Raw genomic sequence first — 26,223 nt, forward strand, 5'->3', positions numbered from 1 at the left:
TATGAGTTTCAAACGTATTACAACGATCGTTCTAGACAGCGTAGGCATCGGCGAATTACCGGATGCTGATAAATTCGGGGATGTAGGATCCCATACTTTAGGGCATATCGCTGAGCGTGTGCCGACATTTCAATTACCGAACCTTCAGAAGCTTGGCTTAGGGAACATCGCTCCGATCAAGTCCGTTCCAGCAGTTGATGAGCCGCTTGCGATGTATGGTAAAATGGCCGAAACATCGGTCGGCAAGGATACGATGACTGGTCACTGGGAGCTCATGGGCTTAAATGTGACAATACCGTTTGAAGTCTATCCGAACGGATTCCCAGCCGAATTGATTGAAGAATTCGAGAAACGTACAGGCCGTAAAGTTATTGGGAATAAACCAGCGTCCGGGACGGATATCCTAGTCGAATACGGCGAGGAACAGATGCGTACGGGAGCATGGATTGTCTATACATCAGCCGACAGCGTATTCCAATTGGCCGCGCACGAAGAGATCATTCCGCTCGATGAATTGTATCGCGCTTGCGAAATTGCTCGAGAAATGACGCTAACAGCACCTTATGCTGTAGGACGAATTATTGCTAGACCTTATGTAGGAACACCGGGTAACTTCACCCGCACACCAAATCGCCATGACTATGCGCTTAGCCCGTCTGGACCGACTGTTCTGAACGCACTGAAGGATCATGGGCTAGATGTCATTGCTGTTGGTAAAATCAATGATATTTTCACAGGTGAAGGCATTACGGAGTACACTTCCACGAAGAGCAATGAGGACGGTATTCTTAAGACAATTGATTATATGAAGAAAGATTTCCATGGCATGCTGTTCACGAACCTGGTTGACTTCGATTCCTTGTATGGACATCGCCGAGATCCGGAAGGGTATGCTGCTTGTCTAGAAGAGTTCGATCGCTATGTACCTGAGATTCTCTCCACGATGAGTGAAGACGATTTGTTGATTATTACAGCAGATCACGGGAATGACCCCATTCATCCGGGAACCGATCATACGCGTGAATACGTACCGGTGCTGGCTTACAGTCCGAAGTTCCAAGGGAAAACAGCAACGATTGGCGTTCGTTCGACTTTTGCTGATTTGGCAGCGACGATTGCGGCGAATTTCCAAGTATCATTTGATACACATGGCAAAAGCTTTCTATAGTCATCCGAAATTTTGTTCCACTTGTTCATTATGACGGCGGGGCGGCGAAAATTCAACTTCTATTGAAGATACAGATCTAGCCAAATGCCTCGTGCAGTCAATGAAAATATATAAAAATTCATTTCTTGGAGGGTCCGATCTACATGAAAAAACGAATCAATCTTGTGCTCGTATTCGTCTTGATGGTATCTATGGCGTTAACGGCTTGTGGCGCGAAGAAGACTGAAGAAGGCGGCGCAGCTACGGGTGAAGCTCCTGGCGGCAAGAAATTGAAAGTCGGTATGGTTACTGACCTTGGTAGTGTGAATGACAAGTCCTTTAACCAGAACGCTTGGGAAGGTCTTCAAAAGTTGAAAGCGGACTTCGGCTATGATGTTAAATACTTGGAGCCTAAACAAGATTCCGACGTAGATCCAAGCTTGAACCAGTTCGTAAAAGGCGGTTATGACCTCACTTGGGCAACAGCTTTTACATTGGATGATGCAGTAACAAGAATCGCGAAAGAAAATCCGAATGCGAAGCTTGGTATCATTGACTCCGCGATCGAAGTGCCTAACGTAGCGGCTGTATCGTTCAAAGAGCAAGAGGGAGCATACTTGGTAGGGGTTATCGCAGGTCTAATGACGAAGACGAACAAAATCGGTTTTGTCGGCGGGATGGAAATTCCTCCAATCCAACGTTTCTCCGCAGGTTTCCGTGAAGGGATCAAGGCTGTAAACCCTGACGCGAAATACATCGAGAACTACACAGGTCAGTTCACACGTGCAGATATGGGTAAATCCGCAGCTGCAACAATGTACAATGACGGCGTGGACATCATTTTCCATGCTTCCGGTTTGACAGGTAACGGTGTGTTCAACGAAGCGAAAGAGCGCGTTGCAAAAGGTCAAAAGGTATGGGTTATCGGTGTAGATAAAGACCAATCCTTGACTTTCGGCGATGATGTAACATTGACATCGATGATCAAGAAAGTTGACGTAGCGGTATACGAAATTTCTAAACAGCTTGCTGAAGGCAACTTCCCTGGCGGTAAAGTTACGCAAATGGGTCTGAAAGAAAACGGTGTAGGCATCGCGGATACATCCAGCAAGAACGTACCTGCAGATGTATTGAAAAAAGTAGAAGAGTACAAAACAAAAATCATTAACGGTGAAATTAAGATTCCTGAGAAATAAACCATTTTGTAGTGATCTATTGGGCCATCCTTTGCAACAATGCAGAGGATGGTCTCTAAGATTCATGATTTCTGGCAGTAGGTAGCAGGAAGGAGAACGTCTAATGGCGCAGGCTGAAACGGTGTTGGAGCTTAAGGGAATAACGAAGCGTTTTGGTGAAGTGGTTGCGAATGAGGATATAAGCTTTGCGCTTAAGCAGGGTGAGATTCACGCATTGCTCGGCGAGAACGGTGCGGGTAAGTCAACACTGATGAATATTGTATTTGGGCTTTATCAGCCGACAGAAGGTTCGATTTGGGTAAGAGGTCAGGAAGTACAGATGGATACGCCAAATAAGGCGATTGATCTGGGGATCGGAATGGTCCATCAGCATTTTAAATTGGTACAACCGTTTACAGTAACAGAGAACATTATTCTTGGTATGGAGCCGAAAAAAGGCTTAGCAACAGACATGAAGAGTGCTTCCGCAAAAATACGACAATTATCGGAGCAGTATGGACTCAATGTAGATCCTTCCGCGAAGATTGAGAATATTTCAGTAGGGATGCAGCAACGGGTTGAAATTTTGAAGACGCTTTACCGTGGTGCGGATATTGTTATCTTAGATGAACCGACAGCCGTGCTTACGCCGCAGGAGATTACCGAGTTGCTCGCGATTATGAAACGCCTTGCAAGCGAAGGCAAATCGATTATCATCATTACGCACAAATTGAAAGAAATTATGGAAGTCGCAGATACGTGTACGATCATCCGTCGCGGTCGCGTCATTGATTCCGTCGTTGTCAAAGAATCGAGTCCACAAGAGCTGGCTGAGAAGATGGTTGGTCGTGAGGTACGCTTCAAAACGGACAAAGAGAAAGCGCAGCCAAAACAAGCGATTCTCTCCGTGAAAGACCTGAAAGTTCGCGGCGATAACGGACAAATGGCCGTGAACGGACTTTCCTTCGATGTACGCGCGGGAGAAATTGTCGGGATTGCTGGGGTCGACGGCAACGGGCAAGCCGAGCTGATTGAAGCTTTGACAGGGATGCGTCGCTCCGAGTCCGGACAAATTGATCTCGATGGTGCGAATATTCTGAATAAAACACCGCGTGTCGTAGGGAAATCCGGGATGTCGCATATCCCGCAAGACAGACACAAACATGGTCTCGTACTGGATTTTACCGTGCCGGAGAACTCGATTCTCCAGATTTATAATACGCCTGAGCTTAATAAAGGTGGATTGATGGATCACAAAGCAGCCTTGACGCTTGCTGAGAAATACGTGAAATCCTTCGATATTCGAATCCCAGGTTATGATGTTCCTGTTCGGGCGATGTCCGGTGGGAACCAACAGAAGCTGATTATTGCGCGGGAAATCGACCGTCGTCCGAAGGTGCTCATCGCGGCACAGCCGACACGGGGACTTGACGTAGGCGCGATTGAATTCGTGCACAAAGAGCTCATTGCTGAACGCAACAACGGGAAGGGCGTCCTGCTCGTATCGTTCGAGCTAGAAGAAATTATGAACGTTGCAGACCGCATTATCGTATTGTTCAATGGTCAGATTGTAGGGGAGACTTACCCAGATCAAACCAATGATCAAGAGCTCGGATTGATGATGGCAGGCAGACGTCAAGGAGGGGATTCCAATTGAATAACTTACGCAGACTCCTTCGTTCCGATTCGATGTGGATTCCGGTCCTATCGATTGTTATCGGGATTTTGATTGGCGCGATTGTCATGCTTGCCGGCGGTTACAATCCGCTGCTTGCATATCAATCCTTGGTTGAGAAAATTTTCGGAAGCCCGTACGACATTGGCGAGACGCTTCGTCAGATTGTGCCGCTGATCTTATCCGGTCTAGCGGTAGCCGTAGCTTTCCGCGGCGGCATGTTCAATATCGGGGTTGAGGGCCAGATCGTAATGGGATCGCTTGGGGCCTTGATGGTAGGGAACATGATCGATTTGCCTCCGATCCTACACGGGATTGTCGCGATTCTTGTCGGTGCATTGTTCGGCGGAATCTGGGGCTCACTTGTTGCGATTTTCAAAGTTAAACGCGGCTTGAACGAGGTTATCTCCTGTATCATGCTCAACTGGATTGCCTTATACATTAGCCATATCGTGATTAAGACATTCATGGCGGAGATGGGAACTTCTCGTTCGCAGCCGATTCATGATTCGGCAAGTATTCAAATTGCCTGGTTGTCTGATCTATTCGGCGGCGCACGGATTCACTGGGGATTCTTCATCGTCATCTTCATGTTAATCGGGTACTACTACTATTTGAACCGTACCAAATGGGGCTATGAATTGCGTGCGGTTGGTTACAATAAGCATGCGGCTGAATATGCGGGGATGAACGTATCGAGCATTGCAATCCGTACCTTCTTCATCTCGGGTGCGATTGGCGGATTGATCGGTTCATTCGAAATTCTAGGCGTATTCAAATACATGGCGATTGCACCGAATACATCCGGGATCGGATTTGACGGCATCGCGGTTGCACTCTTAGGAATGAACACATCCGTCGGTGTATTCTTATCCGGTACATTGTTCGGAGCACTCTACTATGGTGCGCAAGGGATGAGCTTTGGGGCGGATGTTCCGCCAGAAGTGATTAAGATGGTTATTAGTATTATTATCTTCTTCGCTGCAGCACCGGCCGCAATCCGGATGTTCTTGAAGATGTTCAGACGCAAACCGAAGCGGGAGGAGGGGTAGGACATGGATATTCTAAGCAATCTAATCAACGGGACGTTCGTGTTCGCCACAGCATTAATCTTTGCTTCACTCGGCGGGGTTATTGGAGAACGTACAGGGGTTATCAACTTGGGGCTCGAGGGCTTCATGGTATCCGGTGCCTTCTCAGCTGCCGTTGCTACGCATTACGCGGAGACAGCAGGTATGGGTGGGGCATCGCCGTGGATCGGCGTGCTCTGTGCAATGGTCGTTACCTTAATCTTCTCAGGCATTCATGCCATCGCATCCATTAAGTTCAAAGCGAATCAAGTTATTAGCGGTATCGTCGTCAACCTGCTTGCAGCCAGCTCGACCTTCTTCATGGTGAAGTTGTTGTTCGAAGGCGCGGCAGAGACGCCGATTATCGACCATGTTTTCCACAAGTGGGCGATTCCGGGTCTGAGCAGCATTCCGTTCCTAGGTAACGCGATTTTCACGGCTTATCCAACAACGTATATCGCTCTGATTCTGGTAGCAGTCGTCTGGTTCGTGATGTATAAGACACCGCTTGGTCTTCGGATGCGTGCTGTTGGTGAGCATCCAGGGGCTGCGGATACAGCAGGCGTCAAAGTCAATCGTATTCGTACGTATGCCGTTCTTGTCGGCGGTTCGATCGCTGCGCTTGGTGGCGCGACAATCGCGTTGACAGCAGGAAGCAGCTTTGCGCAAAGTACGATTTCTGGTCAAGGTTTTATCGCACTCGCAGCGGTTATCTTCGGGAAATGGAATCCGGTCGGCGCATTCGGCGCTTCGTTATTCTTCGGTTTTGCGCAAGCACTGAAGGATCAGGCACAAATCTACGATTGGGCAAAGAGCATCCCGACGGAAGTGTTCTACATGCTGCCGTACTTGATGACCTTATTGATTCTTCTCTTCGCGGTAGGTCGCTCCAGCGGACCTAGTGCACTCGGGGAGCCGTACGATCCGGGTAAACGATAATCATAATTTCAGGTGTAAATACGCCCCCCCTTATCCTTTGGGATCAGGGGGGTTTTTGTGCTTGTGCAGCTTATCCGTTCGGGGGCTTAGGCTAACGAATCGTCGTATGCTTATTGCAGCGTAATCGGACACTTTTCTCATCTAACGAGCCCTAATCACTTTATTTGGGAAAATCTTGTGTTGTATGTGTTGTTTTGAGGTGAATAGCGTGTCTAGGATTCGTTACAGGACGAGATTGCGATAAAAATAGGTAATAAGGTGTGCTGGATTCGTTAGCCAACAAATGAGGAAACGATTGAGCGTCAAACTTCTACATCTCGAGTCATAAACCGTTTTGTCCATCATAAGCTGATAATACAAGTGAATAGCGGAAAGGCAACGGCGCCTTGATTCATGCTGCATCGGAATTTATCCGGCGCATCGTATGAAGCATGGCGTTTTTTGCGATTTGGATGTCTGGTGTATTCATTAATACGTAGGATCGGAGTTGAATGCTTGTGATGGATAAGCCCATTCGAGCCGTACCGCTCGCCGTACGCATGATCCCGAATGTAGATGCAGGTTTAGCGGCGCAGTTGGCCTTATCGCCTGACATTCGCAGCTTAGGACTGATTACATCGACAATTGATGATGTTGGATATACCGCGATCGATGAAGCGACAAAGCGCGCGGATGTGGACGTCGTCTATGCGAAGTCGTTCTATGCCGGATCAGGACATGCTTCCGGGCCGCTATCGGGCGAGTTTATCGGTATGATCGGCGGCTCGAGTCCGGCAGAAGTCCAGAGCGGCCTCTCTGCCGCTATAGACGTGATGGAGAGCGGCGCATGCTTCTACGCACTGAATAACGAAGCGACGCATGCATATTATGCGCATGTCGTCTCTCGGACAGGTCGGTACCTCTCTCGGATTGCAGGGATTCAGGAAGGGGAGCCGCTTGCCTATTTGATTGCCCCGCCGCTCGAAGCGATGATCGGCCTCGATGCGGCACTAAAGGCGGCGGATGTGCGGTTGCAGACGTTCTACGGCCCACCGACGGAGACGAACTTCGCTGGGGGACTCTTAACAGGAAGCCAATCGGCTTGCACGGCAGCAGCGGAAGCGTTCCGTGATGCGGTACACGATGTGGCAAGAAACCCGCAGTACTTGCGATGAGAATGAGGGAGGTAGTATATGAGCGGCAAGCAAGAAGCGTTAGGCATGATCGAGACATGGGGAATCCCCGCCCTGATCGCCGCATCGGATGCAGCTGCAAAAGCCGCGGATGTGCACGTCGTGACTCTGGAGAAGGCGGATGCCGGGATTGTCACGATCTACCTGACCGGGGATGTGGCTTCTGTCCGTGCGGCGGTCGATGCGGGACAGGAAGCGGCGAGACAAGTAGGCAAGCTGCTGAGTTCACATGTGATTGCAAGACCAGACGCACAGGTTCGAGATCGGATTTATCCGAATGCGTAGTAAGGAGGTAGCCTGATGGGATACGATACAGATTTACAATCTATACAAGACGTACGCGATGCCTTGAACCGTGCGAAGGCTGCGCAGGCACAGCTGGAAGCGATGAGCCAAACGCAGATCGACGCGATCGTCGGCGAGATGGCAGCCGAAGTCCGGCGCTCTGCCGAAGCCTTAGCCGAGCTCGCCGTGCAGGAGACTGGCTTCGGCAATGTGCCGGATAAAGTGGCGAAGAACCTGTTCGTCGCGGATGCGATCTACCCTGCCATTGCCCCGATGAAGACGGTTGGCGTGATTCGTCGGGATGTGGAGCAGCACGTATGGGAAATCGCACAGCCCGTCGGGGTCATTGCCGGCATCGTGCCGTCTACGAACCCGACGTCAACGGTCATGTTCAAGGCGATGATAGCACTCAAAGCGCGCAATAGCATCGTGCTCAGTCCGCACCCGGGTGCGAAGCAGTGCTCCTTCGAAGCCGCATCCCGGATGCAAGCGGCGGCAGAGCGAGCAGGTGCGCCGTCCTACAGCATTCAATGTCTCGCGCTGCCAACCCTTGAGGCAAGCCAGGAATTGATGCGGCATCGCGATACGGATGTGATCCTTGCCACGGGAGGCACCGCCATGGTAAAGGCGGCATACAGCTCCGGTAAACCTGCTTACGGCGTCGGCCCAGGGAACGTTCCGGTGTACATCCATCGTAGTGCGAATGTGGATCAAGCAGCGTCGCGCATCCTTCGCAGCAAGACCTTTGATTACGGCACGATCTGTGCTTCGGAACAGGCGGTTGTCGTCGATCAGGCTATCAAATCGTCGGTGATCGATGCGTTCATCCGTCGCGGCGCGTACATGCTATCGCATTCGGAGAAGCGCGCTGTCGAAGGAATTATCCTTCGAAACGGCGGTCTGAATTCACAGGTCGTCGGTAAATCGCCGAGAGCGATTGCCGCACTTGCCGGTATCACGATCCCGGATCACACGACGGTGTTGATCGCAGAAGAAGCGGAAGTCGGTCTGCACGCTCCCTTCTCCATCGAGAAGCTGAGCCCGATTCTTGCGCTCTATACGGTTCTGGATGCAGTCGAAGGCTGCGCTGTATGCAAGAAGCTGCTGGAACTCGGTGGACTAGGCCATACACTGGGGATTCACGCGGAGGATCTGTCCGTGATCGAAGACTTTGGCCTTGCTAAGCCGGCATCCCGCATCGTCGTGAATTCTGGGACAACGTTCGGCGGTATCGGGATGAGTACAGGCATCTTCCCTTCCTTAACGCTCGGCTGCGGCTCGTATGGCAACAATATTACGTCCGACAATATCGGACCGCAGCATTTGATGAATGTAAAACGGGTTGCCTTTCATATCCAAGACGTTCCGGAGCGGGAATCTGCACAGCCCACAATCGAAGCAGCTTCGGCAGTCCTTGAAACGTCTGCGGTTCAGATCAGCCGAGAAGATGTGATGGAAATTGTAAAAAGAGTGCTAGCGGAAGTCTCGCGTTCATAGAATGAGGTAATTGGCTCGTCCTTAAATGTAAAATCGCGAAGGAGGAACGTGAAATGGCAGGAGAAATGTCGGCATTAGGCATGATTGAGACGAAAGGGTTAGTCGGCGCAGTGGAAGCTGCGGACGCGATGGTGAAGGCAGCGAATGTGAAGCTGATTGGCAAAGTTCATGTCGGAGGCGGGTTAGTGACGGTGATGGTTCGCGGAGATGTTGGCGCGGTCAAGGCCGCAACCGACTCGGGAGCAGCAGCCGCAGAGAAGATTGGTGAATTAATCTCGGTTCATGTCATTCCGCGTCCGCATTCCGATATTGAACATATTTTGCCCAAATTAGAAGGGTAGTCTGATGCGATATGGGGATCGTGACTGAATCAAGTCTGCGGGCAATGCTTCCATCCGGAATTCCGAATCCGTTTACACTTACGTCGAATGGGAAGCTGACGCCGGCAGCCGCGGATTTTCTGAGATCAAGAGGGATTAAGGTCATCATCTTGGATGAAAAGGAAGTGCAGCGCACACGTCAAGCATTTCCGCTCATTCCGGTCGGTGTCTCGAACCGCCATGTACATCTATCGCAGCACCATGTGGAACAGCTTTTCGGTGCAGGGACATCGCTGACGCCGGATCGTCCCCTCTCTCAGCCAGGGCAATATGCCGCGCTAGAGAAGGTCACCTTGCGTACGGCAAAGAGTGAAATCCGGGGCGTGAGGGTCCTCGGTCCGGCCCGGAAGGAGACGCAGGTTGAAATCTCGCGGACGGATGGGTTCCAGCTCGGGCTGCATGCCCCGCTTCGATTATCTGGGGATACGGCGAATACGCCCGGGATTACGCTAATTGGACCAGCGGGCCAAGTGCAGCTGGCACACGGCGTCATCGTGGCGAAGTGCCATGTTCACATGTCTCCAGCGGATGCGGCCGTGTTTCAAGTGAAGTCTGGCGATGTCATGACGCTCCGAACGCTGCATACCCAGGAACGGCCGCTTATTTTTCCGTCGGTCGCGGTGCGTGTGGATGAGCGATATGTGCTCGATTTCCATATCGACATGGATGAGGCCAATGCGGCGGGACTGCATACGGGAAATCACGTTCAATATATTCCTGAAGGGCAAGGAGGCGGTTCTGTTGGACCTGACACAGACGGTAGAGCAGCTGGTGCATGAATTGCTGCGCTCCATGGCTGCAGCCGACATTCCATCCCCCCAAGTGTTGTTCATTCTAGAGGATTCGCGTGCGGCTGACCGGTATCTCGATCATTTCGTGACGTTGAAGCAAGCGGGGATCGGGCATGATTTGCTCCTGCTTGATGGCGAGACCTCGGGGTGGTTGGGAACGCAGTGCATCGAATGTACGGGAGCGGGCAAATGCATTGCGATAGACGAATTCGCCCCTGCGCCTGTTGAGCTGCCTCAGCGTTATGCGGCCATTGCCGTGCCTGAGCTTGATCTCGATCAGGCTTCCCGAATCCTCCATGGCTTGAAGGGGAGCGTCATCTCTGAGCTTGTGCACGCGGCGCTGTTGATTCGCAAACCGGTCTTCCTCCCTTTGGATGGTAGCGGGATATCGAGAACCAACCGTCGTACACTGCAAGTCACGGCATTACCTCCGGGCTATGACAAGAGATATCGCACGATGCTGCGAGAGCTTCAGGAGGTGGGTGTGCAGCTGGCGCCGCTCAATCAATTCGCCGAGCAGATTATCGCCACCGTGCTGCCCGAGAAAACCGTAAGTTCACAGGAGCAGGATAGCTTGGTGGGTTCTGTATTTGGCGGCAAGCTGCTGACAGCCGCTGAGGCTGGGCGACTTCTTAGCCGGCGCAAGGGGGGCGTGCTGTCCGTTGCGCGCGGGACGCTGATCTCGCCGCTAGCAAGGGATGTGCTCAAGGAACATAAGGCTGAGCTTCGGATCGTAGAAGAGGTGAGTAACGATGTTTCTCGGTAAGGTGCTTGGCAGCGTGTGGGCGACGCACAAAGAGAGTGGTATGGAGAATCTGAAGCTGATGATTATCCAGCCGATGAATTTCAAAGGGCAGGCACAGGGAAGCACCGTCATCGCGGCGGATCGGATTGGCGCAGGCATTGGTGAGCATGTGATCGTCTCGCGCGGGAATCCCGCAAGGATGCTGTTCGACAATCGAAGCGTGCCAATTGATGCCATTGTTGTCGGCATTGTAGATGCATTCGAACTGTCGGATGAAGTGATCTTAAGCCCCGAGCGCACAGGAGAGGGAGGGGATTCGAATGAGTGAACAGAAGCAGCGAGTCGTGCAGGAATATGTCCCAGGCAAGCAAGTGACGCTTGCCCATGTGATCGCGAACCCCGATCCCATTCTGTATACGAAGTTAGGTCTGCAAGACGCCGGTGCCATTGGCATACTTACGCTCACACCGACAGAGACGTCGATCATCGCGGCAGATATCGCAACGAAAGCAGCCGATGTGGCGCTCGGTTATCTTGATCGGTTCACGGGGTCGCTCGTCATCACAGGCGAGGTCGCTGCGGTAGAAATGGCGATGGAAGCGATCAATTCGTTCCTCTCCGGCAAACTCTTATATACCCCGGCGTTATTGACGAGGTCTTAAGATGATGAAGCCGAAGAAACGGGTGATGTTGATTGGTTCCGTCGACGCCGGCAAGTCGACCCTGCTTCAGGCGTTGTTCGGAGATGAACTCCCAGCGCGGAAGACGCAGAGCTTGGAGTATCGTGATTGGATTATCGATACCCCTGGCGAATATACCGAGAACCCGATGTATTACCGTTCGCTTATGGCCACTTCGTTCGAGGCGGGGCTGCTCCTCATCGTACAGGATGCGACGGCACGGCATATCGCATTGCCGCCGGGATTCGCTGGTGGCTTCCCCATTCCTGCCATGGGCGTCATTACGAAGTTGGATCATCCCCATGCAGATCTGACGCGTGCGGAATCGCTCATCCGTGTCGCGTTGCCAGAAGGGGAGCTCTGGCACACCTCATCCATGACCAAACATAATATTGACGCACTGCGTGAAAGGTTGACCTTCCTGCTACGCTAATTGACCTCGCCAATCACTTCCAGTCATTGTTGAAAGGGGAATCTAACAAATGTCCCAACCGATGCAGACACAGCTTCAACAGCTCTGCCGTGATCATACGGACCTTCTAACCGGAGATGTTCAAATCCTAGGCATGTTGGCGGCTCAGCTGCCGATGTTGGCCGATCTGTCACAGGCGGATCTGTTCATTGATTGTCTGTCGCGCGATCAGTTGCGTGCCATTGTCGTGGCTGAAGCGAAGCCGACAACGGCGACGAGTCTATACCACGGTTCGGTCGTTGGACAATTTGCTTATGCGCAGCATGAACCGGCCGTGATGTATTGCTTGCAAGCGGGCAAGGCTGTGACGGGATCACGCGGAATTTCGCAGGAGCAGAAGGAAATGCAGCAGAATGTCGTTCCGATTCAGAATCAACAGGGTGAGTCGATCGGCGTGTTGATTCTGGAGCGTGATATAACTCATGAAGTACAGCAGGAGAAGAATGTCGCTTTCCTTAAGGAGAAGACCGAACAGCTCGGGAAGACATTGCTGCACCTCGCCTTGCAGGAGGATCGAACCACCGGCTTGATGCACGAAGGGATGATCCTTTTTGATCAAGAGCGGCGTGTGACGTATGCGAATCGAAGCGCGGAAGCTTGGTTGGAGAGACTTGGCATCACTGAAGAGCTTGATGTCAGTCGATGGATTACCTCGCTGCTGCCGAGGGAGCAGCAGGACATGCCGAATCACATGCTGACCCATGAAGTCATGAACGGAGCGTATGCATTAGAGATCAAATCCATGTTGTTCAGCGAGGAGGGACATCCCGTTGGCGGCATGCTGCTAATCCGTGATTTATCGGAGCTGAAGGAGCGGGAGAAGGAGCTTGTCCTGAAGTCCGCTTTTATCCAAGAAATACATCATCGGGTCAAAAATAATCTTCAGACCATCGCGGGCTTGCTTCGGCTGCAAGTGAGGCGTACCGAGCATGAGGAAGTAAAGCAGACCTATCGTGACATGATCCAGCGGATGAACAGCATCGCGTTGATTCATGATATTTTGGCTTACAAAGGGCTGGGTCAGATCAATTTGTATGAAGTGATTCATCGGCTCTGCCCCATGGTTATCCATTCCTTGACGGCGCCTGAGCAGCATATTCGCTGTGATCTGCCATCGATGCAGACGTTGTGGATTGAGCCTGAACAGGCGACGACCCTGGCGCTGATCATGACGGAGTTGATTCAGAATAGTATCAAGCATGGATTCGGAGAGGCGGTGCACGAGGATCCCCTCATTACCATCACCCTTCGACAGACGGACGACTCGATCACGATTGCTTTTATCGATAATGGAGCGGGAGTGGCTGAGCAGGAACGCAAGACGAGCATCACACGAGAGACAGGCGGGTCGCACTTTGGTTTGAATATGGTACGGACACTGGTTCAAGGGCAATTGAACGGGACTTTTCGACTGGAGATAACGGAGCAAGGTACCATCGCAGAGATGCAATTTCCACGAACGAATGGAAGGGGAGAATCGTCATGATTCATGCGGCCGCGTTCAACAAATCGACCTTGATCGTCGACGATGATGCGCTTATTCGATTGGATTTGCGGGAGATGCTTACGGAATACGGATACCAGGTCGTCGGAGAAGCGCGTCATGGTGAAGAAGCGATTGAGCTCGCGTCTCGACTACAGCCTGCCTTGATCCTGATGGACGTCAAAATGCCGGGCCAGAGCGGCATTCAAGCTGCGAAACGAATTCATAAGATGTCTGCGCACTGGGCACAGGGTTCCCCAGCCATCATGCTATTAACAGCCTATAGCGATATGATCTATGTCGAGCAAGCGAAGGAAGCAGGCGTCATCGCATATCTCGTCAAACCTGTGACGGAAGAGCGGTTGATCCCGGCGGTTGAAGTTGCCTGCAAGCAGCGGGAGCAGTTCTTGCAAGTGAAGCAGGAGGTGCAAGCGCTGAGACAGTCCTTGGAAGACCGGAAGTGGATCGATCGGGCAAAAGGCAGATTGATGGCAGATTGTGGTCTTCAGGAGGAACACGCTTATACTTGGCTTCGTGAGCAGAGTATGCGTGAACGTGTATCCATGGCGGGACTCGCGATGCAGCTGGTGGAAGCGTCATGGCAGGACATAACGGATGGGCATCATACTCCTGCTGCAGCAGGAAGGGACGTTCCATGAGACCAGGTCGTAAGGAGGAATGGCTTACAAGCGTAGGGATCGATGTAGGGACGAGTACGACCAAGATGATTGTCAGCCGACTGCGGATTGCGCGCATGTCCAGCACATTTGCGCTCCCGCGATATGCGATCGTCGAACGTCGTATTCAGTACGAGAGCCCCGTCATTACGACGCCGCTTGCGGGGGATCGAATCGATGAGCACGAGGTTGGGAAGTGGTTGCGTGGTCAATATGTGCTGGCGGGGATATCCCTCAGGAAGTGAATTCCGGAGCGGTTATTTTTACGGGCGAGAGTGCAGGTAAGTCGAATGCGGCTCCTTTTTTGCAGCAGATTGCCGAAGATTCCGGTGCGTTCGTGGTGGCGACAGCGGGCAGCGACTTAGAAGCTGTGCTCGCGGCGAAAGGGTCAGGCGCAGAAGCGTACTCCAAGGAGAGTAAAGACATTATCGTCAATGTCGATATCGGTGGAGGGACAGCGAATGCTGCTTATTGTTATCGAGGTCGTGTCATTCACACGGTAACCTATCATATTGGCGGACGGCTGATTCGGCTCGAATCGAATGGACGAGTCAATTACGTCGCGCCGGCGCTCAAGCCTTGGCTGAACAAGCAACAGATTCAGCTTTGCGAAGGGGAGCGGATTACATACGATACGCTACATAAGGTCGCTATCGCCTTGAGCCGAAGTCTCTTGTCTGGATTATCAGGCGGCGTAGGGTCATTGAACACGTTGAACGATGATGTAGAACTTCTGCGTATCGGCCGTGACAGAGGTGGATCGAATTCGCCTCCGAACTATGCGCAGCTCATGGTCTCTGGCGGCATCGGGCAGTGGTTCTATGATTCGAATATCTCACCACGAAACATGGAGGAGGTGACGGTACATGGCGACATGGGACCTCTGCTTGCGAGTGCGTTGCGAGACGTAAGCGCCCAGGGGGTTCGGACCGTAATGCCCTCGCAGACCGTCCGTGCAACGGTGCTCGGAGCCGGGATGCAGAGCACCGAAGTGAGCGGTTCTACCGTGTACGTCGAGGAGGATCTTCTACCGCTTCGGAATGTTCCAGTCGTTCAACTTCCGCTGATGGACCATACGGTGACCTACGAACAATGGACGGCAGGGTTAGATCCAGTGATGGAACAAGCAGCAAAGTGGTACGGTGCATCTGCAGCCTCAGTCCCTCATTCTGATTCGGAGGGTCGATTGATGGGAATCGCGCTCCCAACCCTTCGTCAGCTCGCTTATAAGGAGTTCGATAAGCTGGCGGAACAGCTCGCCGCGCAGATACGTAATCATTGCCAGCAAGTGGAGATACTCGTGCTCGTCTGTGAGCAGGATCTGGCCAAAGCGTTAGGGCATCGGCTTCGCCTCCTGTTCCAAGGTCATCCGAAGCTGGTCTGCATTGATCAGATTCGCGTGACGCATGGTGATTACGTCGATATTGGGCTGCCTGTTCAGGATCGAGCAATTCCCGTCATGGTGAAGACGTTAGCCTTCTAAAGGTTGTACATCGTTCTAGTCTATCGATCGCCAATATAGAAAGGAGGTGACCCTGCCCCCAATGAAGATGACCATTAACTTGCTCGGCCGAACCTATCAATTCGCAAGCCTCAAAGAGATTATGGCTAAAGCCAATGAAGAGAAGTCAGGGGATCAACTTGCTGGCATTGCTGCTACGGATAATAGTGAACGGATGGCAGCGAAGGCGGCGCTCGCAGATGCATTACTCTCAGATATTCGCAATGAGCCCCTCCTTCCGCCAGAAGAGGATGAAGTCTCTCGCATTATCGAGTCGCAGGTGAACGAGAAGATCTATACGGAAATTCGCAATTGGTCGGTTGCGGAACTGCGCGAATATCTCTTGCACCCAAAGACAACGCAGCCGGAGATCATCCGCATCAGCCGCGGATTAACGAGTGAGATGATTGCCGCGGCAGCGAAGCTGATGACCAACCTGGATCTAATGCAGGCCGCATCGAAGATCGAAGTGCTGACGCACTGCAATTACACTATAGGACAGCGTGGTGTGCTGTCGGGTCGTGCGCAGCCAAATCACCCTACGGACGACATTCTTGGCATTAAGGCCGCGCTCTATGAAGCGCTTAGTTACGGAATCGGGGATGCGGTAATCGGGATTAACCCGGTCATCGATACGACGGACAGCGTTCGAGAAGTGATGAAGATGACCAAAGAAGTGATGCAGAAGTGGAATATTCCAACACAGAACTGCGTTCTTGCGCATGTCACTACGCAGATGCGTGCGATCAGGCAAGGGGCGCCTGCGGATATGGTATTCCAGAGCTTAGCGGGGACCGAGGCGGGCAATAAGGCCTTCGGCATTCACGAGCAGCTGCTTGATGAAGCCGACGACTTGATTCGTCGCGATGGGACGGCGGCGGGACCCAATCTATGGTATTTCGAGACGGGGCAAGGATCGGAGCTATCCGCCGAGGCGCATTTCGGCATTGATCAGGTGACGCTGGAGGCTAGATGCTATGGACTAGCGCGGAAGTATAAACCTTTCCTAGTGAACACGGTTGTCGGATTTATCGGCCCCGAGTATCTCTATGATAATAAGCAGGTTGTCCGGGCGGGGCTCGAGGATCATTTTATGGGCAAAATGCATCTGCTCCCGATGGGGGTTGATGTCTGCTATACGAATCATATGAAGGCAGACCAGAACGATATGGATAATCTCGCCGTACTGCTTGCTTCAGCAGGGGTGAATTATTTGATTGGCGTTGCGATGGCGGATGACTGTATGCTGAATTATCAGTCGACGAGCTTCCATGATATTGCGACCGTTCGCGAATTGTTCGGCAAACGCCCGGCGCCGGATTTCGAACGTTGGCTCGAAGAGATGGGTCTCATGCAGAACGGTCGATTAACCCCGCTCGCCGGCGATCCAACGATATTCATGTAACGAGCACGAATGTCTAATCGAAAGGAGGAGCTCGAATGAACGATTCGAGCACGCTCAATTGGCTGGTCGATCAAGTGATGAAGGCGCTCGGCCAGCAGACGGAATCGGTTCCTGATACGCCAACCTCTGGTGATCGCTCTGCTTCGCCTCGCCATGAGGAATATCCGATCGCCGATCCGGTTAACGCTGCCCCGATTCATAACATTCCCGAACCCAAATGGGCGGAAGGGATGGAGGAATTGCTCGCGAGCACACCAGCGCGCATCGGCGTCTGGAGAACCGGAACCCGGCCGTTGACGACGACGATGCTGGCACTGCGTAATGCGCATGCGGCTGCGATCGACGCGGTATTCAGCGAAGTATCGCCAGAGCTCTTGCAAGAAATGAATTTGTTCACCGTGGAGACCCATTATGAGAATATGGAGACCTTCCTGCGCAGGCCGGATAAAGGACGCCTTATTCACGATCGAGGGGTTGCCCTCATTCGAGAGAAATGTGTGAACAGACCGCAAGTCCAAATCGTTGTGGCGGACGGCCTGAGTGCGAATGCAATCGAAAGTAATCTTCGTGACGTATACCCCTCCTTAATGAATGCGCTAGAGGTCTATGGGTTGTCCTGCGGTACACCGTTCTTCGTCCGAGGCGGGCGCGTAGGATGCATGGATCACATCGGTGAAATTCTACAGCCCGAGGTGCTCGTTCTGCTCATTGGCGAGCGTCCTGGACTCGTCTCCTCTGAATCGATGAGCGCCTATATGTGTTATCGCCCGCATGCCGGCACGGTCGAATCTGATCGTACGGTCATCTCGAATATCCACCGCGGCGGAACCCCTCCGATTGAAGCGGGAGCCCACATGGGCACCGTGCTGCACAAGATGCTGGAACAACAGGCCAGCGGCATCAAACTCATCATGTAGCATCCGAATCCATGTGTGAGGAGGTGAGAAGATGAACTTGATTCTCGGGATTTTGTTGGTAATCCTAACCTGTGCGGTCATTCTCGGTATTGTATTGCTCGCGAACCGCAATATTCGGAATTATGACGAGAAGAATCACGAGAACTTCTTAAGTTAAGTCGCAGGAAGCGGAACTGATAAAGGAGGGATATCCAAAATGAGTCAAGCCTCAGATCAACAACAACTCGAGGACAAGAAGGATTTGAATCGATTCGGTTATGCGCAAGAACTGCTGCGCAGTATGGGCGGGTTCTCGAACTTTGCGATTTCATTCTCGGTCATCTCTATTCTCACAGGAGCCGTCTCCTTATATGGACACGGATTGCTCTATGGCGGACCGGGGATGATGGGATTTGGATGGCCGCTTGTTGCGCTCTTCGTCATCTTAGTGGCAGCTTCCATGGCAGAACTCGCATCAGCCATTCCTACTGCGGGGGCATTGTACCACTGGGCGTCGCTGCTCGGCAACAAACGGTGGGGTTGGTATACGGCATGGATCAACTTGATCGGTCAGATCGGGATCGTAGCGGGAATCGATTATTCGGTTGCTCTGTTCGCTGACCCGCTGCTCGCTTCCGTCTTCGGCTATACATCGAATGATACGACAATCCTGATCGTCTTCGCGATCATTCTGCTCAGCCATGGCATTTTGAATCACGTGGGGATTAAGTTGGTCGCTAAATTCAATGACATCTCGGCCTGGTACCACATTCTCGTGGTGGCGGTCTTGGTCGTCAGTCTGGCCTTCTTCACCAATTCGGGACTGAAGCCGCTCGATTATATTTTTCAAGTCGGACAGACATTCTCGGATAAGCCTTATGCCTTCGCGTTTTTGATCGGACTTCTCCAAGCACAATGGACGTTCACGGGATATGATGCTTCCGCCCATACGATTGAAGAGACGATCAATCCGCGGATTCGCGCTCCGTGGGGCATTTTCACATCGGTTGCGTATTCCTTCGTCTTCGGATTTATTATGCTCGTCTTCGTTACGCTATCCATACAAGATGCGGGTGCGGCAGCCAACTCCAGCAACGCATTTATCTACGTAATTACGGAAGCGCTAGGCGGAACGTTCGGTAACATTCTCCTCTGGCTCGTGACCCTCGCGATGTGGTTCTGCGGCTTATCTTCGATTACCTCATTCTCACGCATGATGTACGCTTTCTCCCGTGACAAAGGGATGCCATTCAGCAAGCAATGGGCTGAAATTTCCCGTAAGTTCCGGACGCCTGCGAAGGCGATCTGGCTCGCGGTGATTCTATCTTTTATCCTCGCTGCGATTGACTATGTGCTGAAGCTCATTAATCCGGATAACACGGTAGGGACGATCGTATTCATGACAGCGATTAGCGTCGTAGGGCTTTATGTTGCGTATGGAATCCCGATGCTGCTGCGCCTCGTCGCCCAAGCGAAAGGGAAATTCCAGCCGAAACACCTTGGTCCATGGAACCTAGGCAGATACGGCCGTCTCATCAATGTCATCTCCTTGCTGTGGATCATCTTCATTAGTGTTTTGATGGTCATTCCGCCGAATCAAAACGCGGGATATGCGTTGATTGGCATGTTCGTCCTGCTGATTCTGATGGATTTGCTCTACTACAATAAGCACTTTGAAGGACCGCAAGCCGCGCTGAAGACGTCGATGAAGGATATTCTCCAGCGGGAGAAGGAACTCGAGGGGAAATCTTAAGTATAATAAAAAAGGACCTCCGGCCACTCAAGTGGCTTGGAGGTCTTTTGGTCTTAGGATTTATCGCTTATTTAACAATCATGACGGCACAATGCGCATGTTGAACGACTTTATGACTGACGCTGCCGATGAACAATTCGGAGAACAAGCTAAGTCCTCGGCTGCCCATTACGATCAGATCGGCGCTCTCTTCTTTAGCTTTGTTGACAATCAATTGGGCAGGATCGCCCGTGTAGCACACCGCTTGGTATGGAATCGTTGAACCTGCAATCAACTTCTCCGCATCCGATAGGATGAGCCGACCTTCTTCTTCTTGGAGCGCAATGAGATCAACGCCAATGGCGACTTCGTTGATGGAAAGATGCGGATTGATATGCAATAGCGTGATCGAACAGGACGTTTCGTTCTGCGCGAGACGTATCGCGTGCTGCAGCGCGAGCAGGGCATGCTGCGATCCGTCGATTGGGACAATAATATGTTCGTACATGGAGCTCCCCCCTTATAGAATGTTCTGGACATATGAACCTTATGCAGACAGCCGTTTTCGAATTTGATTAATGATGCGAGCCTGCTTCATCGATGCCGGCCAGGTGTCTGCGTCTGACGATTAAGAATAGAACGGCGATTAGAACCATGGCGCCGCCAAAATAGAAAGGCACGCGGCTATTGAACCATTCCGCTAATTTGCCAGCGAGAAATGGGGCAGCAGCACCGCCTAAGAACCGTACGAAGCTGTATGCAGCCGAAGTGATTGAACGCTCGATCGGTGCGGATTCCATGACCGCTGTCGTGATCAACGTATTATTAATCCCTAGGAAAATACCGGAAACAATAACTGCGACAATGACGACCTTCGGTGTATCAGCGCCAATCCCCATTACGATGAGGGTTGCGGCGAACAAGGTTAATACGATACTGATGGATTTCACCGTGCCGAGCCATTTCTGGAATTTTGGTGCGACGAAGACGGATGTAATGGCGAGCAATAATCCCCATCCGAAGAACACATAACCGAGGCCGTGTTCGTCTAGCTCCATCACGAACGGTGCATAAGCCATTAAGGTGAACATTCCGAAGTTATAGAGGAACGCCGTAACCCCGAGGGTCAGCAGTCCTGGATACGTAAGAGCTTTGAACGGTGCGGATAACGGAATCGCCTGTTTTGGTTTGGCGACATTCGGCATCATGAACAAGATGAAGATCAAGGCAATCGCCATCAGGCCGCTTACGCCGAAGAAAGGACCGCGCCAAGAGATAGAGCCGAGCTCTCCACCGAGGAGCGGGCCGACGGAAATTCCGAGACCCAGTGCTGCTTCATAGAGAATAATCGCTTTGGCAGTACCCGATCTGGACAATCCTACGATTGCGGATAATGCGGTCGCGATGAACAAGGCATTACCAAGACCCCATCCGCCGCGGAAGCCGACGATGCTGCTAATGGCGTTGGAGCTACCTGCCAGTCCCGCGAAGATAATAATCATGAAGATCCCGGTGACCAGCGTCCACTTCGTTCCAAGTCTCGAGGAGACGAAGCCTGTAATCAGCATGGCGATCCCTGTCACCAAGTTGTAGCTCGTGAACAAGAGGGACACTTGACTTGGTGTTGCGTGCAATTGCTTAGCAATCGCAGGTAGGATCGGATCGACGAGACCCAGACCCATGAAAGAAATGATGCTGGCAAAAACAATGGCCCATACGGCAATCGGTTGGTTCAATATCCCTGCTCGCTTTTCAATTTCTTGGTACTGTGAATTGGATGAAATCATACATCAAGCCCCCATAACATTTTCGTTGTACCTATACAATGATTAATTTTGAATGAAACTAACCAAAAAAATTGGATTATTTTACATCTACATGTATAGCGCATCAATATATATGTATTATACATGTATCTATCGGAGTGTCAATACGTTTGAAGGAAGAGCCGAATTTTGTTACATTAAGCGAAAGAGAGTTTATGAAGCAGGTGATAAAAGATGGAACAGAAGCTGATGGATACGATGGATTTTGAACTCGCTATGTTGATTCGTAGAGCTTTATCGGTACAATCCGAGATGCGTCTTGGCAAATTAGACCGGGCAGCCTATCTGCTGCTCTATTTATTGAAGAATAACAGTCCCATGGGGATCAAAGCGATCGCGGAGGAGCTTCGGCTCGATGGTTCAACGATCAGTCGGCAGATTGCCGCCATTGAGGCAAAGGGGTATGTGGAGCGGCTGCCGGATCCGAAGGATGGACGAGCGAGTCTGATTCAGATTACGCCCGCTGGGAATGAAGAGTTTATGCTTGCGAAGAACGCCCGAGTGCAACGATTCGAAGAAATTTTCGATAGCTGGACGGAAGAGGAGATGAAGCAGTTCGCTTCGTATCTCGCTCGATTGAATCATGTGTAAGGAAGGATCAACCATCTTAGCATTGCATGTATAAAGGAGAATCTAGCGGTATGAGCGAGTGGTTTGAAGAAAGCTTTGGCGAAGACTATTTGATCGTCTACAAGCATCGGGATCGTCATGGGGCTTATGAAGAAGTGCAGCAGATGATCAGCTGGCTTCATTTGCCTGTCGGTGCCAAAGTGCTCGACCTCTGCTGCGGCATGGGAAGGCATTCGAATGTGCTCGCAGATTGCGGATACCATGTGACAGGCGTTGATCTGTCCAAGGTCCTCCTAAGGGAAGCGGAGGCGCAGGATGCCCGGCAACGTGTGCGCTGGGTACGTTCGGATATGCGGTCGCTCCCACTGGACGGCGGGTATGATGCAGTCGTGAATTTGTTCACTTCATTTGGATATTTCGAATCGGATGATGAGAACAGCAGGGTGCTTCATGAAATCAAGCGAATGCTCGTGCCAGGTGCGCCATTCATTATCGATTTCCTAAATCCGTCGTATGTTGCTCGCAATTTAGCACCCTACACCGAGCATGTCGAAGAGGGACTGCGTATTGATCAATACCGTAAGATTGAAGCAGGATACGTCAAAAAGGAAATTGTCATTACCGATGCGCAGGAATCCGTTCGGCGTTACGAGGAACGCGTGAAGTTGTACGCTCTGGACGCATTCAGATCGATGCTCTCACAGGCAGGGCTCAGCGTGGAGCAGGTGCATGGCAACTATGATGAGAGTCCGTATGAAGAAGACGCATCGCCAAGAATGATCTTCATTGGCCGCGGATAGGGGGAGGAATATGGCAAGTCAGGTAGCGCAATCTGCATGGGGACAAGATCTGATTCAAATTCAAATTCCGTTGCCCAATGCGCTCAAATGGGTGAATAGCTATCTCGTTCGAGGTACACAAGGATATACGCTGATCGATCCGGGTCAGCATACAGCGGACGCGCTTGAAGCTTGGCGCGCTGCCATGTCCGAATTGCACATCAGCATGAAGGATATCGAACAAATTGTTCTTACGCATCATCATCCGGATCATTATGGTCTTGCTGGTTGGTTTCAAGAACAGACAGGCGGGGTGCCGGTCTATATGACCGAGACAGCTCATGTGCATACGCAGATGATGTGGGGAACCGATCAGACGGCTACGGGAGCGTTGGATCAGCTGTTCGCTCGTCACGGGATGGACGCTTCGATCCGTGCGGAGATACGGGACCATTTTGACAGCTTTATCGCTTATGTCTCGCCGCAGCCAGAGGTTACATACATTGAACAGCCACAGTTTCGACTAGGGGATCGCGATTGGCAAGTAATTCTCACGAATGGTCATGCATCTGGGCATGCGTGCTTCTATCATGCAGCTTCGCGTGAGATGCTCTGCGGGGATCAGATTCTGCCTCAAATTTCTCCGAACATTAGTTATATTCCCGGCAGTGATCCACAGCCATTGCAATCTTTCATCGAGAGCTTAACGATGCTGCAAGCCTATGATGTTGCCATCGCTTACCCCGGGCATCGGCATCCCTTCCGTCACTATCAGGAACGGATCGCGGATTTGCTAGAGCATCATGAAGAACGACTGCAAAAGTTTGTTGATTTACTAACGGAACCGATGACAGCTTACGAATGCTGCCTTGCGGTGTTTAACGTGAAATTAACCGTGCATCAGCTGCGGTTTGCCATGTCAGAGACACTTGCTCATCTGATTGAGCTGGAGCGGCGTGGACTTGTGCGTACTGAGGAGAATACGGCGGCAGGATGTATCCAATATAAGCGAGCGTAATAGATACCTAATAACCCACCTGGAGATAGAATCTCCGAAGGTGGGTTTGTTATTTTGCCCCAAAGGGATATTAAGAAGTATGTCTCAAATCTTCGATCCATTGCTGGTGGAACTCGGACTCAGTAAGTTGAAGAATGCCTGGGAAATCCACTGGATTGCGTATCAGTTTGTTGAGGTCATCGATACCATACGTCTGAAGGATGTATTCAACCAATAGATAAGAGAATTGAAATCCTCCCATCGTGCCGAAATCCCATGAATCATCGTTTAATGCTTGAAGTGAAGGGACAGCATCGTTATTAATCGCATCAGAAGTCGTGCTCTTAATATATTCTGGCGTCATTTGCTTGGCTTCATAACCGCCAATGCCTTGCCGAAACCATTTCGGCGCTGTTGGATTGATATCACTGATCAACCACATCGAGAATAAATGGACCGTGGATTTCAATATCGATTGATATGTGTGCTCTGGCCCAGGATTCAGTGGGGACACGATTTTGAGCGTGTTATTTTCATAGGTACCCATGAACCAATTAGGCGCATCCTTTTCGCCTACAGCTTGATGGAAAGTGGGCAGATCTGGATAAATTTCGATGACGATTTTCTGGGAGGGTTGGTGTTGATAGGTTGTGGTCAACCGCTCCACTTGGCCTTTAAGCTCGGCAAATAAATCTTGGTATACCTTGTTCATTCCGTCATTCTTGCTGGACGTCTCACTTTTATTCACAATGGATATCAGTTCTTGAATTGACATGATGGTAATGTCTCCCCATTCTTTTAGTTCTTTTCGGAGCTTTTCTAAGGCGCGATAGAGCCTGTTCTTAACCGCACTTTCACGCATCCCGATAATTTTGGATATGTCCAATAAAGTACAGTCTACGAAAAACCGTAAAGAGATGATCTGCTGGTCTAATTCATTTAATTTGGCTAATGCAGCACTAATATCAATGCGGATATCGACATCCTTAGCCATATCGAGGGAAATCGATTGGGACTCAAAGTCGGTAACTTCGTGTGCTACTTCTTTATTTCGAAATCTCGTACGATACTCGTTCTTCACAATATTTTGCGCAATTTTGAATATCCAAGTAAATAGACTGGAGTTGCGCTTGAATAAGTGGAAGTTCTCCATAGCTTTTAAGAACGCTTGTTGCGTTAAGTCGTCGGCAACCGCCGAATTTGTCTTCACAGCGATATAATTGCGAATTCTTCCTCGATATTGATCATAAATGGCTTCGAATTGCTGGATGTGTTCCTGCTCCTCTGGAAGAACAGGGATTTTCGTTTTGTCTTGAGCTCGTGACACCTGAAGAACCTCCTCTTGAACTTACATAGGATTAGACACCAGATGGAGGTAGAAAGCCACATGATATTCAAAAAATTTCAAAACTCGCAGCCAATCTCGCCGCTGCATCGATCTGATCTCCGCCAAAGGATTTAACGATCCGGTAGACGCCTGGCTCAAGGTCTGCAGGGATCAGTACTTGTTCTTCGAACGTCTCGCCCGGAGGAATGCTGATCCCGATGGCCGGAACCTCCATCGTCTTGTCTGGTGGGACGAGCGTCCAGCCACTTGATTCCATCCGGTAAATCTCGTATCCGTACCCGAAAAACAAATGCGTTGGACCTGCGTTATAGAGCTTCAATGTCGTCTTCTTGCTGCCTTGCGCTAGTGGAGTTGGCAGGACGGATAACCGCGCGTGAAGTTCGTTTGGTGGGACGAAAAGAGGGGACAACAGGGTATCCTCGACCTTGCCGTCTTTATTCAGAATCTCAATGCTGAGCAAATAATTGGTGTTCGGTGTATCAGGTAGGGGATGACCAAAATCAATACGATTGTTGATCATCTGCTGCTGATCTGCGGAATATTCGGCGACAAGCGCTTCGCGGCTCCCATCGTCGTCCCTTCGAGTTAACTGGAATCGGACGGAACAACCTTCAGGCAGCCAGCTTAAGGCGGCGCCAACGGATTGTCCAGCCTTCACGACGCCTTGGCTGATTGACGAGAGAATGTTGAATCCCTCCCCCTGGAACCAGATGCCGGTCTGTGCGTGGTAATCCTCGGCGCTCGCGAGCAGCTGTTCTTTCGAGCGTTGACCGGATGTCCTGACGATACTAGGATCTCCTACGGTGTCAGATAACTGAGCTATATCCGAATCGGTCTTTGCGGTTGGCGGCGTTTGCACAATAGGAGATGGAGCATCCTGGTTATTCTCACATGCCGCAGACAGCAGCAGAATCATTGTCAATGCAATCATCAACCAAATGGTGCGGTGGTTCATCGTTATCACCTCTTACGTATAGTGAC

General features: G+C 51.2%; 27 protein-coding genes and 1 pseudogene. 24 read left to right on the forward strand and 4 right to left on the reverse strand.

Going from position 1 to position 26,223, the window contains the following annotated elements; translation table 11 throughout:
- The first annotated feature begins 1 nt into the window (after window position 1).
- The 21 genes and pseudogenes from deoB to GCU39_RS00165 all read left to right on the forward strand — a co-directional run bounded on the left by deoB (window position 2) and on the right by GCU39_RS00165 (window position 19,743).
- The gene (gene deoB / locus GCU39_RS00065; RefSeq protein WP_152391625.1) at window positions 2-1,168 is read left to right on the forward strand and encodes a phosphopentomutase; all 1,167 of its coding nucleotides are present in this window, start codon (window positions 2-4) and stop codon (window positions 1,166-1,168) included.
- Between the two features lie 143 nt (window positions 1,169-1,311).
- Window positions 1,312-2,343: a BMP family lipoprotein gene (locus GCU39_RS00070; RefSeq protein ID WP_152391626.1), complete on the forward strand. Its 1,032-nt coding sequence runs from the start codon at window positions 1,312-1,314 to the stop codon at window positions 2,341-2,343.
- A gap of 103 nt (window positions 2,344-2,446) precedes the next feature.
- A complete protein-coding gene (locus GCU39_RS00075; RefSeq protein WP_152391627.1) occupies window positions 2,447-3,979 on the forward strand; it encodes an ABC transporter ATP-binding protein in 1,533 nt (510 codons plus the stop codon).
- Window positions 3,976-5,049 carry an ABC transporter permease gene (locus GCU39_RS00080; protein ID WP_152391628.1) on the forward strand — a complete coding sequence of 358 codons (1,074 nt, stop codon included), beginning with the start codon at window positions 3,976-3,978 and terminating at the stop codon, window positions 5,047-5,049. The genes GCU39_RS00075 and GCU39_RS00080 overlap by 4 nt, the downstream gene beginning before the upstream one ends.
- A gap of 3 nt (window positions 5,050-5,052) precedes the next feature.
- Window positions 5,053-6,006, forward strand: a complete 954-nt coding sequence (locus GCU39_RS00085) for an ABC transporter permease (protein ID WP_152391629.1) — start codon at window positions 5,053-5,055, stop codon at window positions 6,004-6,006.
- A gap of 500 nt (window positions 6,007-6,506) precedes the next feature.
- Complete coding sequence (eutL, locus tag GCU39_RS00090) at window positions 6,507-7,160, forward strand: ethanolamine utilization microcompartment protein EutL (protein ID WP_152391630.1); 654 nt, start codon at window positions 6,507-6,509, stop codon at window positions 7,158-7,160.
- An 18-nt stretch (window positions 7,161-7,178) separates the two neighbouring features.
- The gene (locus tag GCU39_RS00095; RefSeq protein ID WP_152391631.1) at window positions 7,179-7,463 is read left to right on the forward strand and encodes a BMC domain-containing protein; all 285 of its coding nucleotides are present in this window, start codon (window positions 7,179-7,181) and stop codon (window positions 7,461-7,463) included.
- A gap of 15 nt (window positions 7,464-7,478) precedes the next feature.
- On the forward strand, window positions 7,479-8,960 hold the full coding sequence (locus GCU39_RS00100; protein WP_152391632.1) for an aldehyde dehydrogenase family protein: 1,482 nt from the start codon (window positions 7,479-7,481) through the stop codon (window positions 8,958-8,960).
- Window positions 8,961-9,013: 53 nt separating this feature from the next.
- A complete protein-coding gene (gene eutM, locus GCU39_RS00105) occupies window positions 9,014-9,301 on the forward strand; it encodes an ethanolamine utilization microcompartment protein EutM (RefSeq protein WP_018756951.1) in 288 nt (95 codons plus the stop codon).
- Between the two features lie 11 nt (window positions 9,302-9,312).
- Window positions 9,313-10,119: a phosphate propanoyltransferase gene (gene pduL / locus GCU39_RS00110; RefSeq protein WP_152391633.1), complete on the forward strand. Its 807-nt coding sequence runs from the start codon at window positions 9,313-9,315 to the stop codon at window positions 10,117-10,119.
- Window positions 10,082-10,897: a hypothetical protein gene (locus tag GCU39_RS00115; RefSeq protein WP_152391634.1), complete on the forward strand. Its 816-nt coding sequence runs from the start codon at window positions 10,082-10,084 to the stop codon at window positions 10,895-10,897. The genes pduL and GCU39_RS00115 overlap by 38 nt, the downstream gene beginning before the upstream one ends.
- Window positions 10,884-11,204, forward strand: coding sequence for a EutN/CcmL family microcompartment protein (locus GCU39_RS00120; protein WP_152391635.1), 321 nt, complete (start codon window positions 10,884-10,886; stop codon window positions 11,202-11,204). Before GCU39_RS00115 ends, GCU39_RS00120 begins: the two co-directional genes overlap by 14 nt.
- Window positions 11,197-11,538, forward strand: a complete 342-nt coding sequence (gene eutS / locus GCU39_RS00125; protein ID WP_152391636.1) for an ethanolamine utilization microcompartment protein EutS — start codon at window positions 11,197-11,199, stop codon at window positions 11,536-11,538. Before GCU39_RS00120 ends, eutS begins: the two co-directional genes overlap by 8 nt.
- A gap of 1 nt (window position 11,539) precedes the next feature.
- The gene (locus GCU39_RS00130; RefSeq protein ID WP_152391637.1) at window positions 11,540-11,989 is read left to right on the forward strand and encodes a EutP/PduV family microcompartment system protein; all 450 of its coding nucleotides are present in this window, start codon (window positions 11,540-11,542) and stop codon (window positions 11,987-11,989) included.
- A 49-nt stretch (window positions 11,990-12,038) separates the two neighbouring features.
- Window positions 12,039-13,514, forward strand: coding sequence for a sensor histidine kinase (locus GCU39_RS00135; protein WP_152391638.1), 1,476 nt, complete (start codon window positions 12,039-12,041; stop codon window positions 13,512-13,514).
- Window positions 13,511-14,170 (forward strand): ANTAR domain-containing response regulator, encoded by a 660-nt coding sequence (locus GCU39_RS00140; protein WP_152391639.1) that lies wholly within the window; start codon window positions 13,511-13,513, stop codon window positions 14,168-14,170. Before GCU39_RS00135 ends, GCU39_RS00140 begins: the two co-directional genes overlap by 4 nt.
- 65 nt (window positions 14,171-14,235) lie before the next feature.
- A pseudogene (locus GCU39_RS00150) lies at window positions 14,236-15,671 on the forward strand (ethanolamine ammonia-lyase reactivating factor EutA).
- Between the two features lie 61 nt (window positions 15,672-15,732).
- Entirely contained in the window at window positions 15,733-17,094 is a 1,362-nt protein-coding gene (locus GCU39_RS00155) for an ethanolamine ammonia-lyase subunit EutB (protein WP_152391642.1), read from the forward strand.
- Window positions 17,095-17,129: 35 nt separating this feature from the next.
- Window positions 17,130-18,011: an ethanolamine ammonia-lyase subunit EutC gene (gene eutC, locus GCU39_RS00160; RefSeq protein ID WP_193726702.1), complete on the forward strand. Its 882-nt coding sequence runs from the start codon at window positions 17,130-17,132 to the stop codon at window positions 18,009-18,011.
- A 31-nt stretch (window positions 18,012-18,042) separates the two neighbouring features.
- The gene (locus tag GCU39_RS32155; protein ID WP_018756962.1) at window positions 18,043-18,168 is read left to right on the forward strand and encodes a hypothetical protein; all 126 of its coding nucleotides are present in this window, start codon (window positions 18,043-18,045) and stop codon (window positions 18,166-18,168) included.
- Between the two features lie 39 nt (window positions 18,169-18,207).
- Complete coding sequence (locus tag GCU39_RS00165) at window positions 18,208-19,743, forward strand: amino acid permease (protein ID WP_152391643.1); 1,536 nt, start codon at window positions 18,208-18,210, stop codon at window positions 19,741-19,743.
- Between the two features lie 67 nt (window positions 19,744-19,810).
- On the opposite strand, the gene GCU39_RS00170 is transcribed toward GCU39_RS00165, so the two are convergent.
- Window positions 19,811-20,230 (reverse strand): universal stress protein, encoded by a 420-nt coding sequence (locus GCU39_RS00170; RefSeq protein WP_152391644.1) that lies wholly within the window; start codon window positions 20,228-20,230, stop codon window positions 19,811-19,813.
- Window positions 20,231-20,297: 67 nt separating this feature from the next.
- On the reverse strand, window positions 20,298-21,509 hold the full coding sequence (locus GCU39_RS00175) for an MFS transporter (protein WP_152391645.1): 1,212 nt from the start codon (window positions 21,507-21,509) through the stop codon (window positions 20,298-20,300).
- Between the two features lie 213 nt (window positions 21,510-21,722).
- On the opposite strand from GCU39_RS00175, the gene GCU39_RS00180 reads away from it, so the two are divergent.
- The 3 genes from GCU39_RS00180 to GCU39_RS00190 are packed head-to-tail and all read left to right on the forward strand — an operon-like array spanning window position 21,723 to window position 23,915.
- Window positions 21,723-22,139, forward strand: coding sequence for a MarR family winged helix-turn-helix transcriptional regulator (locus GCU39_RS00180; protein ID WP_152391646.1), 417 nt, complete (start codon window positions 21,723-21,725; stop codon window positions 22,137-22,139).
- A 50-nt stretch (window positions 22,140-22,189) separates the two neighbouring features.
- Entirely contained in the window at window positions 22,190-22,918 is a 729-nt protein-coding gene (locus tag GCU39_RS00185; RefSeq protein WP_152391647.1) for a class I SAM-dependent methyltransferase, read from the forward strand.
- Window positions 22,919-22,928: 10 nt separating this feature from the next.
- Window positions 22,929-23,915, forward strand: coding sequence for an MBL fold metallo-hydrolase (locus tag GCU39_RS00190; RefSeq protein WP_152391648.1), 987 nt, complete (start codon window positions 22,929-22,931; stop codon window positions 23,913-23,915).
- Window positions 23,916-23,985: 70 nt separating this feature from the next.
- Here GCU39_RS00190 and GCU39_RS00195 read toward each other — a convergent pair whose 3' ends face one another.
- Complete coding sequence (locus GCU39_RS00195) at window positions 23,986-25,221, reverse strand: RNA polymerase sigma factor (protein WP_152391649.1); 1,236 nt, start codon at window positions 25,219-25,221, stop codon at window positions 23,986-23,988.
- A gap of 67 nt (window positions 25,222-25,288) precedes the next feature.
- A complete protein-coding gene (locus GCU39_RS00200; RefSeq protein WP_193726703.1) occupies window positions 25,289-26,197 on the reverse strand; it encodes an immunoglobulin-like domain-containing protein in 909 nt (302 codons plus the stop codon).
- Window positions 26,198-26,223: the final 26 nt, after the last annotated feature.

The organism is Paenibacillus guangzhouensis (assembly GCF_009363075.1).
In the GTDB taxonomy this organism is placed as follows: domain Bacteria; phylum Bacillota; class Bacilli; order Paenibacillales; family Paenibacillaceae; genus Paenibacillus_K; species Paenibacillus_K guangzhouensis.

Coding starts and splice junctions, on each gene's coding strand:
- deoB (WP_152391625.1), top strand. CDS start 2: ATGAGTTTCAAACGTATTACAACGATCGTTCTAGACAGCGTAGGCATC.
- GCU39_RS00070 (WP_152391626.1), top strand. CDS start 1,312: ATGAAAAAACGAATCAATCTTGTGCTCGTATTCGTCTTGATGGTATCT.
- GCU39_RS00075 (WP_152391627.1), top strand. CDS start 2,447: ATGGCGCAGGCTGAAACGGTGTTGGAGCTTAAGGGAATAACGAAGCGT.
- GCU39_RS00085 (WP_152391629.1), top strand. CDS start 5,053: ATGGATATTCTAAGCAATCTAATCAACGGGACGTTCGTGTTCGCCACA.
- eutL (WP_152391630.1), top strand. CDS start 6,507: ATGGATAAGCCCATTCGAGCCGTACCGCTCGCCGTACGCATGATCCCG.
- GCU39_RS00095 (WP_152391631.1), top strand. CDS start 7,179: ATGAGCGGCAAGCAAGAAGCGTTAGGCATGATCGAGACATGGGGAATC.
- GCU39_RS00100 (WP_152391632.1), top strand. CDS start 7,479: ATGGGATACGATACAGATTTACAATCTATACAAGACGTACGCGATGCC.
- eutM (WP_018756951.1), top strand. CDS start 9,014: ATGGCAGGAGAAATGTCGGCATTAGGCATGATTGAGACGAAAGGGTTA.
- pduL (WP_152391633.1), top strand. CDS start 9,313: ATGGGGATCGTGACTGAATCAAGTCTGCGGGCAATGCTTCCATCCGGA.
- GCU39_RS00120 (WP_152391635.1), top strand. CDS start 10,884: ATGTTTCTCGGTAAGGTGCTTGGCAGCGTGTGGGCGACGCACAAAGAG.
- eutS (WP_152391636.1), top strand. CDS start 11,197: ATGAGTGAACAGAAGCAGCGAGTCGTGCAGGAATATGTCCCAGGCAAG.
- GCU39_RS00130 (WP_152391637.1), top strand. CDS start 11,540: ATGATGAAGCCGAAGAAACGGGTGATGTTGATTGGTTCCGTCGACGCC.
- GCU39_RS00135 (WP_152391638.1), top strand. CDS start 12,039: ATGTCCCAACCGATGCAGACACAGCTTCAACAGCTCTGCCGTGATCAT.
- GCU39_RS00140 (WP_152391639.1), top strand. CDS start 13,511: ATGATTCATGCGGCCGCGTTCAACAAATCGACCTTGATCGTCGACGAT.
- GCU39_RS00155 (WP_152391642.1), top strand. CDS start 15,733: ATGAAGATGACCATTAACTTGCTCGGCCGAACCTATCAATTCGCAAGC.
- eutC (WP_193726702.1), top strand. CDS start 17,130: ATGAACGATTCGAGCACGCTCAATTGGCTGGTCGATCAAGTGATGAAG.
- GCU39_RS32155 (WP_018756962.1), top strand. CDS start 18,043: ATGAACTTGATTCTCGGGATTTTGTTGGTAATCCTAACCTGTGCGGTC.
- GCU39_RS00165 (WP_152391643.1), top strand. CDS start 18,208: ATGAGTCAAGCCTCAGATCAACAACAACTCGAGGACAAGAAGGATTTG.
- GCU39_RS00170 (WP_152391644.1), bottom strand. CDS start 20,230: ATGTACGAACATATTATTGTCCCAATCGACGGATCGCAGCATGCCCTG.
- GCU39_RS00175 (WP_152391645.1), bottom strand. CDS start 21,509: ATGATTTCATCCAATTCACAGTACCAAGAAATTGAAAAGCGAGCAGGG.
- GCU39_RS00180 (WP_152391646.1), top strand. CDS start 21,723: ATGGAACAGAAGCTGATGGATACGATGGATTTTGAACTCGCTATGTTG.
- GCU39_RS00185 (WP_152391647.1), top strand. CDS start 22,190: ATGAGCGAGTGGTTTGAAGAAAGCTTTGGCGAAGACTATTTGATCGTC.
- GCU39_RS00190 (WP_152391648.1), top strand. CDS start 22,929: ATGGCAAGTCAGGTAGCGCAATCTGCATGGGGACAAGATCTGATTCAA.
- GCU39_RS00200 (WP_193726703.1), bottom strand. CDS start 26,197: ATGAACCACCGCACCATTTGGTTGATGATTGCATTGACAATGATTCTG.